This window comes from Rhodococcus sp. BP-349, from assembly GCF_019835845.1.
Lineage (GTDB): Bacteria > Actinomycetota > Actinomycetes > Mycobacteriales > Mycobacteriaceae > Rhodococcoides.
This window is the reverse complement of sequence record NZ_JABUDR010000001.1, coordinates 227,582-239,877: the sequence shown is the minus strand read 5'-3', so window position 1 is coordinate 239,877 and position 12,296 is coordinate 227,582. Positions and strand designations below refer to the sequence as shown.

At 70.3% G+C, this 12,296-nt stretch carries 14 protein-coding genes; 4 read left to right on the top strand and 10 right to left on the bottom strand.

Annotated elements, in window-relative coordinates; genetic code table 11:
* Positions 1-81: 81 nt before the first annotated feature.
* Both HQ325_RS01120 and HQ325_RS01115 read right to left on the bottom strand, forming a co-directional pair.
* The gene (locus HQ325_RS01120) at positions 82-669 is read right to left on the bottom strand and encodes a hypothetical protein (protein WP_222626349.1); all 588 of its coding nucleotides are present in this window, start codon (positions 667-669) and stop codon (positions 82-84) included.
* Between the two features lie 128 nt (positions 670-797).
* On the bottom strand, positions 798-1,001 hold the full coding sequence (locus tag HQ325_RS01115) for a cold-shock protein (RefSeq protein ID WP_005248460.1): 204 nt from the start codon (positions 999-1,001) through the stop codon (positions 798-800).
* 344 nt (positions 1,002-1,345) lie between these two features.
* Here HQ325_RS01115 and HQ325_RS01110 point away from each other — a divergent pair, with 344 nt between their 5' ends.
* Positions 1,346-3,640, top strand: a complete 2,295-nt coding sequence (locus HQ325_RS01110) for a DEAD/DEAH box helicase (protein ID WP_222628753.1) — start codon at positions 1,346-1,348, stop codon at positions 3,638-3,640.
* On the opposite strand, the gene HQ325_RS01105 is transcribed toward HQ325_RS01110, so the two are convergent.
* Positions 3,637-4,965 carry a cytochrome P450 gene (locus HQ325_RS01105; RefSeq protein ID WP_308014207.1) on the bottom strand — a complete coding sequence of 443 codons (1,329 nt, stop codon included), beginning with the start codon at positions 4,963-4,965 and terminating at the stop codon, positions 3,637-3,639. The two genes, HQ325_RS01110 and HQ325_RS01105, sit on opposite strands and share 4 nt — an antisense overlap.
* A gap of 122 nt (positions 4,966-5,087) precedes the next feature.
* On the opposite strand from HQ325_RS01105, the gene HQ325_RS01100 reads away from it, so the two are divergent.
* Entirely contained in the window at positions 5,088-5,699 is a 612-nt protein-coding gene (locus HQ325_RS01100) for a DUF998 domain-containing protein (protein ID WP_222626347.1), read from the top strand.
* 111 nt (positions 5,700-5,810) lie between these two features.
* Positions 5,811-6,122, top strand: a complete 312-nt coding sequence (locus HQ325_RS01095; protein ID WP_308014206.1) for a hypothetical protein — start codon at positions 5,811-5,813, stop codon at positions 6,120-6,122.
* 157 nt (positions 6,123-6,279) lie between these two features.
* Here the strand turns inward: HQ325_RS01095 and HQ325_RS01090 are convergent, their stop codons facing one another.
* The 7 genes from HQ325_RS01090 to ssd are packed head-to-tail and all read right to left on the bottom strand — an operon-like array spanning position 6,280 to position 10,791.
* A complete protein-coding gene (locus HQ325_RS01090; RefSeq protein WP_222626346.1) occupies positions 6,280-6,624 on the bottom strand; it encodes an Rv3654c family TadE-like protein in 345 nt (114 codons plus the stop codon).
* Positions 6,617-6,922: a TadE family type IV pilus minor pilin gene (locus tag HQ325_RS01085; protein ID WP_222626345.1), complete on the bottom strand. Its 306-nt coding sequence runs from the start codon at positions 6,920-6,922 to the stop codon at positions 6,617-6,619. Before HQ325_RS01085 ends, HQ325_RS01090 begins: the two co-directional genes overlap by 8 nt.
* 35 nt (positions 6,923-6,957) lie before the next feature.
* Positions 6,958-7,158 (bottom strand): DUF4244 domain-containing protein, encoded by a 201-nt coding sequence (locus HQ325_RS01080; protein WP_222626344.1) that lies wholly within the window; start codon positions 7,156-7,158, stop codon positions 6,958-6,960.
* A gap of 57 nt (positions 7,159-7,215) precedes the next feature.
* Entirely contained in the window at positions 7,216-7,785 is a 570-nt protein-coding gene (locus tag HQ325_RS01075) for a type II secretion system F family protein (protein WP_308014205.1), read from the bottom strand.
* The gene (locus HQ325_RS01070) at positions 7,782-8,555 is read right to left on the bottom strand and encodes a type II secretion system F family protein (RefSeq protein ID WP_222628749.1); all 774 of its coding nucleotides are present in this window, start codon (positions 8,553-8,555) and stop codon (positions 7,782-7,784) included. The genes HQ325_RS01075 and HQ325_RS01070 overlap by 4 nt, the downstream gene beginning before the upstream one ends.
* Positions 8,555-9,736: a TadA family conjugal transfer-associated ATPase gene (locus tag HQ325_RS01065; protein ID WP_222626343.1), complete on the bottom strand. Its 1,182-nt coding sequence runs from the start codon at positions 9,734-9,736 to the stop codon at positions 8,555-8,557. Before HQ325_RS01065 ends, HQ325_RS01070 begins: the two co-directional genes overlap by 1 nt.
* Positions 9,733-10,791, bottom strand: coding sequence for a septum site-determining protein Ssd (gene ssd, locus HQ325_RS01060; protein ID WP_222626342.1), 1,059 nt, complete (start codon positions 10,789-10,791; stop codon positions 9,733-9,735). Before ssd ends, HQ325_RS01065 begins: the two co-directional genes overlap by 4 nt.
* 341 nt (positions 10,792-11,132) lie before the next feature.
* Here ssd and HQ325_RS01055 point away from each other — a divergent pair, with 341 nt between their 5' ends.
* Positions 11,133-11,948: an HAD-IB family hydrolase gene (locus HQ325_RS01055; RefSeq protein WP_308014204.1), complete on the top strand. Its 816-nt coding sequence runs from the start codon at positions 11,133-11,135 to the stop codon at positions 11,946-11,948.
* Positions 11,949-12,296 lie beyond the last annotated feature (348 nt).

The following is a 12,296-nucleotide window of genomic DNA, read 5'->3' as shown; positions in this document are numbered from 1 at the left end:
AGAGTGACACACACGTGCAACTCGTATGTGACACCGCGGCCCATCGACCGTCGGTGACCTCTGTCCGAGCCCCCTGTTCCTCTATACGAGGACGGGCCACCCGCCCGCGGCGAGAGCGCCCGGTGGCGGCTCTCCGATGTTCTCGATGAGCCTCGTCACCCGTCGGCGACCGGTGATCCGGAGCGCCGGCGACCCTCCGTGGGTTCCCACGAGAGTCGGCGCCACACCGGCGCGCATCAGCGACTGGGCGAGCACCGGGTGCGTGTCGGGTGCGTGGGGGTCGAGTCCGAGGACGAACCGAGCGCCGCCGGCCTCCTGCCGTCCCGCCGCGACCACCCAGGCCCGCAGAGCGCGCGGTCCCGGCACCCAACCCGCGGGCACCGCCTTCACCGCTCCCCGGATCCACTCCGCGGCGAGCGACGCCAGTTCCGGCACCGGCTCGGTCCGCACCAGTGGCCGTCCTTCCTCGGTCGTCGTGATCTCGGCGTCGACACCGCACGACTCGATGAGGTCGGCCACCGCGTGGGCGCGCCATGCGGCATCGACGACGACGGAGATGCGCGTGCGCCCGGACACGATCACGGGCTGACCCTGCGCAGCCAGCAACCCGGCGAGGTCGGCCGCATCGGGCGGCGTCGACTCGGCGGAGAAGAAGGACAACTGGCTCACGATCGCGACAGTAAGCCACGAATGCCCCGCCGGCGTGGCGTCCGCGACGCAGTGTCACGGAAACGAGACGTCCCCCGCCACCTCGGAAGGTGACGGGGGACGTGTCGGTAGAGAATGTCCGATCGAGATCAGACGGCGCGGACGCCCGTGGCCTGGGGGCCCTTGGTGCCCTGTCCGACCTCGAACTCCACGCGCTGGTTCTCCTCGAGGGTGCGGAAGCCGCTGCCCTGGATCTCGGAGTAGTGGACGAAGACGTCAGCGGAGCCGTCCTCGGGTGCGATGAAGCCGAAGCCCTTTTCGGCGTTGAACCACTTCACAGTTCCCTGTGCCATGCTTGTCTATCCTTTTCTTGAACACCGGATGCGATGAACGGCACTTACAGTCCATCGGGCCGGTTCCGACCGCTGTGATGATCCCCCCCAAGAGTCACCCCGTGGGCAGAGCTTCACGCACCGCGCTCGCAACATTAGATCCTGCGAGCGTGAAAACGAACACAGAAGCTGCGACCGAGAACAGTGAACCACGTCGGACGGCGGCGCGACAGTCGACGAGACAACAACTTCGTAAATATCCTCGCGGGCCCTGTCGGCCCGTTCTTCTACGATCGACACGAGCACCGAGGGAGTGAGAGACAGTGAGCACGACGACCGACGCACCGGCCTCCTCGTTCGGCGGAATGCTGCTCGGACGAGCGCTGGCGGGAACGCCGCCGGGAGAGTCTCCGCTGACCCACGCGGCGGAGCTGCCGGGACGTGAGTCCCGGTACGCCGCATGGCCGCAGTGGCTCGAGCCCGCGGTCGTCGAGGTCTTCCAGGACTGCGGGATCCCGCAGCCGTGGACCCACCAGGCGGAGGCCGCGTCGCTCGCGTGGTCGGGCCGCAACGTGGTGGTCTCGACGGGCACGGCGTCGGGGAAGTCGCTCGCCTACCGGATGCCCGTACTGTCCCGTCTGTCGACCGACCCGCGCGCCACCGCGCTGTACCTCGCGCCCACCAAGGCGCTGGGGGCAGACCAGCTTCGGGCCGCGGTGGACATGACGGACTCGCTCGCCGCGCGAGGCTTCCCGGACATCGCGCCGAGTGCGTACGACGGCGACACGCCCCTCGAGGTGCGCCAGTGGGCCCGGGCGAACTCACGGTGGATCTTCACCAACCCCGACATGCTGCACATCTCGCTGCTCAAGGGCCACCAGCGGTGGGCGCACTTCTTCCGCAACCTGGCATACGTCGTCGTCGACGAATGTCATTCGTATCGCGGGGTGTTCGGCTCCAACGTCGCCCTCATCCTGCGACGACTCCGGCGCATCGCCGCGCGCTACGGCGCCTCGCCCGTCTTCGTTCTCGCCAGCGCCACCGCGTCGAATCCCGGGGCCGCGGCCAGTCGCCTGGTCGGTGCACCGTGCGAGGAGATCACCGAGGACGGTTCTCCCCACGGTCCCCGGACCGTCGCCCTGTGGGAGCCACCGCTTCTGGACGTCACGGGCGAGAACGGGGCACCGATCCGGCGCGCCGCCGGTTCCGAGGCCGCGCGCATCATGGCCGACCTCGTCGTGGAGGGCGCCCGGACACTGACGTTCGTCCGTTCCCGACGCGGCGCGGAGCTGACGGCACTGGGCACCGCGCGGCTGCTCGCCGACGTCGATCCCGATCTGCCGCAGCGCATCGCGGCCTACCGGGCCGGATACCTCGCCGACGATCGCCGCGAACTCGAGCGGTCGCTCTCCGACGGCACCCTGCTCGGCGTGGCCACCACCAACGCACTCGAACTCGGCGTCGACATCGCGGGTCTCGACGCCGTCGTCGTCGCCGGCTTCCCGGGAACGGTCGCGTCGTTCTGGCAGCAGGCCGGTCGCTCCGGTCGCCGCGGCCAGGGGTCACTGGTGATTCTGGTGGGCCGGGACGACCCGCTCGACACGTACCTCGTGCACCATCCGGCCGCGTTGCTGGACAAGCCCATCGAGGCGACGGTCACCGATCCCACCAACCCGTACGTCCTGGGGCCACAGCTGCTCTGCGCCGCGATGGAACTCCCGTTGACCGACGACGAAGTCATCGAGCTCGGCGCTCAGGACGTCGCCCAGTCTCTCGCGGACCGGGGCCTGCTCCGCCGGCGGCCGCACGGGTGGTATATCACCGCGGACGCGACGCCCCATGCGGCAGTGGACATCCGGGGCGGTATCGGTTCGCAGATCGCGATCGTCGACGGCTCCACCGGACGCATGCTGGGCACCGTCGATGCCGGCCGCGCGCCCTCGACGACCCATCCCGGCGCTGTTCACATCCACCAGGGCGAGTCGTTCGTCGTCGACACACTGGACTTCGAGGACGGGCTCGCGGTGGTTCATCCCGAGGAACCGGAGTGGACCACGTCCGCGCGCGAGGTCACCGACATCGTCATCGAGGACGTGCACGAACAGCAGTCGTACGGCGAGATCGACGTCGCGCTGGTACAGGTCCAGGTGAGCCACCAGGTGGTCGGGTACCTCCGCCGACTGCCGTCCGGCGAGATCCTCGATTCCGTCGAACTCGACATGCCGATGCAGGAACTACACACGCGCGCAGTCATGTACACGATCACGCCCGAATTGCTCGAGGCCGCGGGAGTGACCGCCGAACGGGTTCCCGGGTCGCTTCACGCGGCGGAACACGCGGCCATCGGTCTGCTGCCGCTGGTCGCGACGTGCGACCGATGGGACATCGGCGGAGTGTCGACGGCGCTGCACGCCGACACCGGCCTGCCGACGGTCTTCGTCTACGACGGGTACGACGGCGGCGCGGGATTCGCCGACCGCGGCCACGCCGTCATCGGCACCTGGCTCTCCGCGACCCGCGAGGCCATCGCGTCGTGCGAGTGTGTCTCGGGATGCCCGTCCTGCGTGCAGTCACCCAAGTGCGGCAACGGAAACGACCCGTTGGACAAGGACGGCGCCGTGCGCGTGCTCGACGCCGTCCTCGCCTGTCTGGAGCGTTAGGCCGACACGGTGGCCGGTTCGCCGAGCGCCACCGGTAGCGTCCGGAACCCGTGCAGCACACGGGTGTCCCGCTTCACGCCGGTGCCGGCGGACGACAGATGCGGGAAGCGGTCGAACAGCGTGCGCAGTCCCACCTCGCTCTCGGCGCGCGCGAGTGCGGCGCCGAGGCAGTAGTGGCGCCCACCCGAGAACGACAGGTGCTTGTTGGCGTTGGACCGACCGACGTCGAAGGTGTCGGCGTCGTCGAAGACCTGCGGATCCCGATTACCTGCCGCGAGGACACACACCACCAGATCTCCGGCCTCGAGGTCCATGCCCTCGAGGGTGACGGAACCCTTCGCGACGCGGGCCGTCATCTGTACCGGCGACTCGAGCCTCAGCATCTCGTCCACCGCCGTTCCCCACAGTGACGGATCGTCCTGGAGGCGTGCGAGCTGGTCGGGATTGTTCATCAGCAGATTGATGCCACTGCCGAGCAGATTGACGGTCGTCTCGAATCCCGCGGCCAGCACCAAACCGGCCGTGGCGCGGAGTTCCCGATCGTTCAGGTACACCCCGTCCTCGGACGCCGCGATGAGCTGACTCATCAGATCGTCGCCCGGGTTGTCGCGCAGTCCCGCGATGTGGGTGGCGAGCCAGTCGTCGAAGCCCTCCAGACCCTGCTCGACCTCACGGAACTGCGACCACGTCAGCCCGACGTCGAGACTGGGCGCCGCGAGTTCACCGAACTCGAGCACCTTGTCGCGGTCCTCCTCCGGCACGCCGAGGATGTCGCCGATGACGGCGACCGGGAGCTTGGCGCAGTACGACGACACGATGTCGACCGTTCCGCCGCCCGCGGCGACGAGTTCGTCGAGAAGCGTGTCGGCCACCTGCTGCACGTTGTCGCGCATCGCGTTGACGGCGCGAGCGGTGAACACCGACGACACCAGCTTGCGATAGCGGGTGTGCGAGGGCGGCTCCACCGACAGCAGTGACGGCGGCGCCAGCGGGTGCAGTGCGGCAGTGCGGGTGCGACGCTCGATCGCCCGCAGCGGCTTCGGAAGATTGCCGCCCACGACGACGGTGCGGTAGTCGTCCGAGCGCAGCAGGTCGAAGATCAGCCCGTGGTCGACGGTGAGGTAGGCGACGCGACCCTTGACGATCCTTCCCCGGTCGCGAATCTCCTGGTAGACGACACCGGGGTTCGCGCGGGTCACCGGATCTGCGATGAGCTTGGCCTGCGGGTCGCCGATCTTGATGCCGCGTTTGGCGAAGAAGCGCACCACTCCGTGCACCGCGAACCACCGCAGCCGCGATCGTGCCTCGTCCCTGACGTCCGCCACTCTCGACATTCCGATTCCCCCGTTGCTCGGCCTGCGGTAACCCCCTTGCGCGTTACCGCACGTCACACGTGTGACTCACCTCATGATGCGCCGGTCACGACGTCGGTGTCTACCGTCGTGTCATGACCCTGCGTCGGAGCGTCGCCTCCTTGTGGATCGCCACAGTCCTCTACTGGCCGATGCAGGTGATCGTCTCGTGCTCCTGGACCACCCCGTACAGCTGGCGTGACGACGTCATCAGCGCCCTCGGTGCGGCGACGTGCACCGACTACTGCTCACCCGATCACGTCGTCATGAACGCGACGTTCGTCGCCGTGGGCGGCGCCACCGCAGCGGGCGCGGCGCTCCTGGTCCGCCCCTCCGCCGGCATCGCCCGGACGGGCTGGATCCTCGTGGCTCTCTCCGGTCTCGCGACGTGCGCGGTCGGATTCCTCCCGATGGACGTCGCACCGGTCCCCCACACCGTCGCGGCGCAGGTGCACTTCGGCCTGCAGCTCGCCGGGATGCTGTGTGTCGCACGATCCGTCGGTCGAGTCGCCTCGCGATTCACCTACGCCTGCAGCGCCCTCGCCGTGGTGGGCGGCATCGCCTTCCTCAGCCCCGGGAAATGGGGACTGGGGTCGGGTGTCACCGAGCGGCTCGCCCTCGACACCCTGAACGTGTGGACCATCGGCATGGGTGTGCTGTTGCTGGCGCGATCGTGGAATCCAGCCCCCGGAATCCGGGGTCGATAGTCCACGATCACCGAGACCCCAGTTGCGGCGGAAGAGTGTCGGACTGCTGATTTACTGTTCGGCCCCTGGAGGAACTTCGGAGACGTTCGGTAGCGACGGGGGGTGGCATCGGTGCCGGCACAGGCATGGGTCACGCTCGTCATCGGGCTGATCGCCACGATCGGTGTGATCGTCACGTGGCAGCAGAAGAACTCGGCAGATCGTCGTTCCGAGTGGTGGCGTCGAACGACGTGGGCATTCGAGCGAACCTTCAGCGACTCCGACGTGGAAGCTGAGTTGGGCTGGAGGGTGCTCGAAACGCTCGTCGGATCTAAACTGGTCACACGTAGCGACTCGGACCTGGTCCAAGTCATCGCAGAGCAGGGCGCAGCGGGAGTACGCGACAACGGGGAGGACGTTCACGGTGACGACAGAAGCACGTGACGAGAAGCCGCAACCTCCGATTCGCAGTGTCTCTGTGAGGCGGGCAGCTGCACGAGCCGCCGTGGCCGCCAGCGCGAAGACCGGCCGCCCCGTCGCACCGGAAGTACGCAGGCTCGCCGAGTCGCGCTGACCGACATACCGAGGTGCTGGTCCACGATCACTCCTTCACCGGCCCCGCCCGCGCGGAGGCCACCGCATCCCTCTCTCCGAAGCGCAGCAGCGCGATCCGCACCCGCACCCGGACCTGCACGTCCCACTCCTCCACCGCGCATCCGTCCAGCACCGCATCCATCCGGTCAGCCGACGCCGTCGCCGCCGCGCACCCCGCCTCGGACCCCGACGTCAGTGCCGCAGCACCCGCCAGCGCAGCGAGATCCGCCGCCGACTGGGCCTGATGACGGGCCGAGACGGCGGCACCCACCGAGACCACCGCCGCGGTCGCCACCACCAGTGCCGCGGTGACGAACGCCCCCACCACGGTCGCCGAGCCGCGGTCATCCACCCGTCGGCTCCGCCGTCGCCACCGCACTCGCCGACACCGTCAACCCGGGCAGCGGCGACGACGCCTCCACCCGCACCGTCACCAGATCGCCGACGCGCGACACCGTCACCCGCGCACCGAGCGGCGCCACCACCGTCGCCGACGTCACCGCGCTCTCGTCTCCGAGCGCCGAGAGCCGGGCACCCTCCCGCGCCGCGTCGATGCACCGGATGTGCTCGGTGACGGTGACCAGCGCACCGAGGCACAACACCAGGACGGCGACGATCGACGAGATCGCCAGCGCCGCCTCGACCGTCACCGCCCCGCTGTCGCCCGTGAGACCCGAGTCCCCCGTCAGACCTGCGTCTGCAGCGCCTTGTCGATGATGGACGTCAGCGCGGTCACGATGCTGTCGCCCGTCACCACGGTGTAGAGCACCGCACCGAATGCCGCCGCCGCGATGGTGCCGATGGCGTACTCGGCCGTCGACATCCCGTCGTCCTCCCGCATCACCATCAGTATCCGCGCGCCCACCTCGTTCGACACCCTGTTCATGTTCTCCCCCTTCGTGTTCCGAGGAAGACGCTCCCCCTCGGCGTTCTCGGGCGGGGGTCACATCACCCCGCCGTTCAGGACGGATCCGGCCAGCCCGATCACCACGGGCACGATGCCGAGGCAGACGAACGCGGGCAGGAAGCACAGCCCCAGCGGTCCGCTGACCATGACTCCGGCACGTTCGCCGGCCGCAGCGGCGGCATCGTCGGCCCGCACGCGCAGATCGGCTGCCGCCTCGGCGGTCGCGTCGGCCATCGAGGTTCCCGACCGCGCCGACCGGAGGATGACGCGTGCCACCGACTCGGTGTCGGGATGCGCCGCCAGTGCCGACCATGCCGCATCGGGTTCTGCTCCGAGGGTGAGTAGCTGGGCCGCGCGGCGCAGCGCCGACGCCATGGGTTCCGGCGCGACGGAGGACACCGCCGAGGATGCGCTGCCGATGTCGAGTCCCCCACGGAGACAGGCGGACAGCAGGTCCAGCGCGCCCGCGGTGGCGTGATGATCGGTCGGCGCCACCCCCACCGATGCGGAACCGTTCGACCCCGGCACCCGGAGCCGGGCGCGCACACCGACGGCCGGCGGGAGCGCGAGCATCGCTGCGGCGAGGAGGACGAGAGTGACCGTCACGGTGCCACCTCGGCGACGATGGCGTCGGTCCAGAGCAGCCCCGCGCAGGCGAGGCCCACTCCGACGACCAGCATGATGCCGCCGGTGCCGCCCCCGGTGAGGACCGCGAGTGGCGCTGCGCCCATGGCCTGGCCGAGCAGGACGCCGACGGCGGGCAGCGCGGCGAGGACCATCGCCGTGGCGCGCGGTCCGGCCATGGATGCCTCGATGCGCCGGGCCGAGCGGCTGCGATCGCGTAGATCGGAGCGGACCGCGTCGAGCAGTGCCGCGAGGCCGAGCCCGTGCACCTCGGCCACGCGCCACACGGCACCCACCCGGTCCCACGCCGGCCCGTGTCCGCCGGCACGCACGGCATCCGACATCGTGCCGCCCAGTTCCGCACGAGCCGCGGCCGCCGCGAAGACGGTGCCGACCGGTCCGGGGTGCTCGCGCGCAGCGGTGCGGCAGGCCGTGGCCGGGTGGGCTCCCACGCGGAGCTCGGCCACCACCGTCTCGAGCGCCGCCGCCAGGGTGTCTCCCGCGCTCCGCAGGTCCGCCCGCACGGCGCCTCGGGTGCGCCGCAGGGCGACGGTTCCCAGCACGACGGCCACGGCGGCACCCACCGCGGCGCCGAGGGCCAGCGCAGCTGCACTTGCCGCCACGGGGATCCAGGCAGGCGCCGGCACTCGTACGGACCCGATCGAGCGGCGGCGCACCGGTCCGAGGCGGCGGCGCGCGTCCACAGAAGGCAACGCCAGCACGGCAGCTGCGAGACAGATCCCCGTGAGCATCACGCCGCCCCCTCCCGTCGGCGCAGGATCGCGGCGAGCGCGTCGAATCCGGGACCTCGTGCTCGCGTCCGCGACCACGCGTCGACCACGGTGCACAGCCCGCGATCGTCCCGTTCGAGCACGCCGATGGATGACAGCACGCGCTGCCCGCTCGGCGTGCGGGCGGTGTGCAACACCACCTGCACCGCGGCGGCGAACTGGCTGTGCAACGCCGCCCGGTCCATGCCACCGAGGGCCGCCAGCGCTTCGAGTCGTGCGGGTACCTCGTCGGGCGAGTTGGCGTGCACGGTGCCCGCGCCGCCGTCGTGTCCGGTGTTGAGGGCGGTGAGCAGGTCCACGACCTCGGCGCCGCGGACCTCGCCCACCACGATGCGATCGGGACGCATGCGCAGGGCCTGACGCACCAGATCGCGCACACCCACCTGGCCCACTCCCTCCACGTTCGCGGGCCGGGCGACGAGCCGCACCACGTGGGGGTGCGAGGGCGCCAGTTCGGCGGCGTCCTCGACACAGATGATGCGCTCGGCCGCGTCCACCTCGCCGAGGAGTGCCGCCAGCAATGTCGTCTTGCCGGTTCCTGTGCCACCGACCACGAGGAAGGCCAGTCGCCCGGACACGATGCGGCGCAACAGATTCTCGGCACCGTCGGCGAACGCCCCGGTCGCGGCGAGAGCTGCGAGCCCCTGCGTGGCGGGACGGAGCACCCGGAGCGACAGGCACGTCCCACCCTGCGCCACCGGCGCGAGAACGGCGTGCAGGCGCACTCCGAACGACCCGGGATCGATGCCGGGCAGACGGCCGTCCACCCACGGCTGCGCGTCGTCGAGCCGGCGCCCCGCCGACAACGCCAACCGTTGCGCGAGGCGGCGCACCGCGGCCTCGTCCCCGAACCCGACGCCGGCTCGCCGCAGCCCCTGCCCTCGATCCACCCACACGTCGTCGGGGCCGGTGACCAACACGTCGGTCACACCCGGCTCGCGCAGGACGGCGTCGAGCACGCCGGCACCGCGGAACTCGGTGTCCAGAAGGTGCAGCGCGCGCAGCAGATCCGCGTCACCGAGCACGCCGCCCGCCTCGGCCCGGAGCGCCTCCGCGATGAGGGCGGGCGTCGGATCCCGGTCGGCGTCGACGAGGCGCACCCGGACGCGATCGAGCAGGTCCGTCGACACCCACCCCGTCATGCCGTGGACGCCGAGGGGAGCAGTGCCAGAACGTCGCCGGCAGCCCTCGCCAAGGGTGATCGACGGCCGAGAACCAGTCCGCGCCCGTCGAGCATCGCGGCGAGTCGACGCTCGGGACGCACGGAGGCCAGCAGTGGAAGTCCCACGACGTCGGCCACCTCCGCAGCCGACAGTCCGGACGGCGCGGGACCACGCACCACCACGCCCACGTTGGCCGACGCGGAGGTGATCGACCGCGCGAGACACTGTGCTGCCGCCGCCGATCGCACCGTCGCAGGAACCATGACGACCACCAGATCCGCTGCTTCCACGGACATCTCGTGTATCGGGCCGGCGCGCGGCACGTCGCACACGACGACCTCACCCGCTGTCACACCGGCATCGACGACGGCGCGCCAGGCAGCTGCCGTGATCGTGTTCGTCTGCTCGCGGCGGGTCGAGAGCACCGCGAGATCGCCGCGCCCGGGCAGCGCGTGATGCAGCGCGTCCGCCGTGACCGTTCCGCCGTCGATCACCAGTTCGGGCCAGCGCAGGCCCGGGGTGCCGTCGAGTCCCGTGACGAGGTCCATCCCACCACCCGCGGCGTCTCCGTCCATCAACACGGTGCGTCCGGACCGGGACGCGACGACGGCCGATGCCGCGGCGAACACGGACGCACCGGCGCCGCCGCAACCTCCGACCACCGTCACGACGACACCGCCGCCGACGGGGACTCGTGCGGCCGCGGACAGCACCCGCATGAGTTCGGCCTCCTCCGCGGGCAGCGCCAGCACGTGGGAGGTACCGAGCCGCGATGCGCTCTGCCACGCCTCGACGTCTGCCGGTCCCTCGGTCACGAGGACGACACCGGAATGCCTCGGGAGATGCTCTCGCACTGCCCGTTTCGCGGCGGCAGTTTCCAGCACGACGGTGTCCGAGGCCTGCCACCGCGCCCGGTCCGGCAGGGCGGCGAGGTGCGTCGATTCCCGCCCCGCGGCGGCGGCGATGCGCCGGACACGATCGGAGAGTGCGGTGTCGGGCACGATCACCAGGAGTGCTGCGTCGAGGTCGGTCACGCCGTCGATCGTGCGTCGTCCGCGACCGCGCCACCAGAGCGACGAGCCGAACCTGTGGACAACTCGGTACCCGGGGACGGCGCGGGCACGAGCGCCGCAGAAGTGGTAACGGGATCAGACGTAGGGGACGACCCCCGCCAAGGGGGGGAGGAGGCGGGGGTCGTCGGAGTTCAGCCCCGGGGGGTCGGGCTGAACACGCCCGATTCGAGACCGGGCACTCGAAATCTTACACCGCCGGCCACCCTGGCCGACAAGGAAGACGGTCGGTCCGTAGTGCCGTCCGAGCAGGTGGAAACCCCCGTGACCCGCGATCCGCGCCCGGGCACCCTTAGGCTGACGTGGTGAGCACACCTCTGCGCCAGGACGCCCCGGGCCGCGTCGCCGCGTTCTTCGATCTCGACAAGACGATCATCGCCAAGTCCTCGACGCTGGCCTTCAGCAAGCCCTTCTTCGACGGGGGTCTCATCAACCGTCGGAGCGTGCTCAAGAGCAGCTACGCGCAGTTCCTCTTCCTGGTCTCGGGCGCGGACCACGACCAGATGGAACGGATGCGCATCCACATCGCCAACATGTGCACCGGCTGGGACGTCGAGCAGGTGCGGGCGATCGTCGCCGAGACGCTGCACGACATCGTCGATCCGCTGGTCTTCGCCGAGGCGGCCGACCTCATCGCCGACCACAAGCTCCGCGGACACGACGTCGTCATCGTCTCTGCCTCCGGCGAGGAGGTCGTGGCACCCATCGCGGAGGCGCTGGGCGTCGATCACGACATGGGCACCCGGATGGCCGTCGAGGACGGTAAGTACACGGGCGAGCTCTCGTTCTACTGCTACGGGCCGGGCAAGGTCACCGCGATGGAGGAGTTGGCCGAGCGCGAGGGGTACGACCTGTCGCGGTCCTACGCCTACTCGGACTCGATCACCGACTTGCCGATGCTCGACGCGGTCGGCCATCCCACCGCGGTGAATCCGGACCGTGGCCTGCGCCGCGAGGCGTCGGCCAGGGGTTGGCCGATCCTCACCTTCTCCGACCCGGTCTCGCTGCGCGCCCGGTTCCAGGCCCCGTCGTCGAGCACGGTGGCCGGCATGGCCGCCGTCTCGTTCGGAGCCCTGGCCGCGGGCGCCGCGACGTACACGCTGTTGCGACGCCGACGCTGAATCGATCGGGTTCGCGAAACCCTTGCTGTGGCGCGAGTCACAGAGTACAAATGGTCGTACGGGAAGACGGAAGGCCAAGAGCGGGCCGGAAGAGAAGGATCGCTCTCCCAGCCGGGCTTTCCCCAGCACGACCGATCAGTACCCACGCGTAGCGCGCCGCTATGATGGCACAAGTGTTGTGGGCCTGCGAAAGTCGCGCATCAGGGATGAGAACTTCGCACTGGTTGCGGACACGAGTCCCGGGCGCACGATTTCCCGCCGAGGCCTCGCGGAGTCCGCTCCGCCACAACCCACTCTGCACGCCTGGTAACCGACGTTCGTGCTGACGGGCGACGTCGTCGAGGTGAG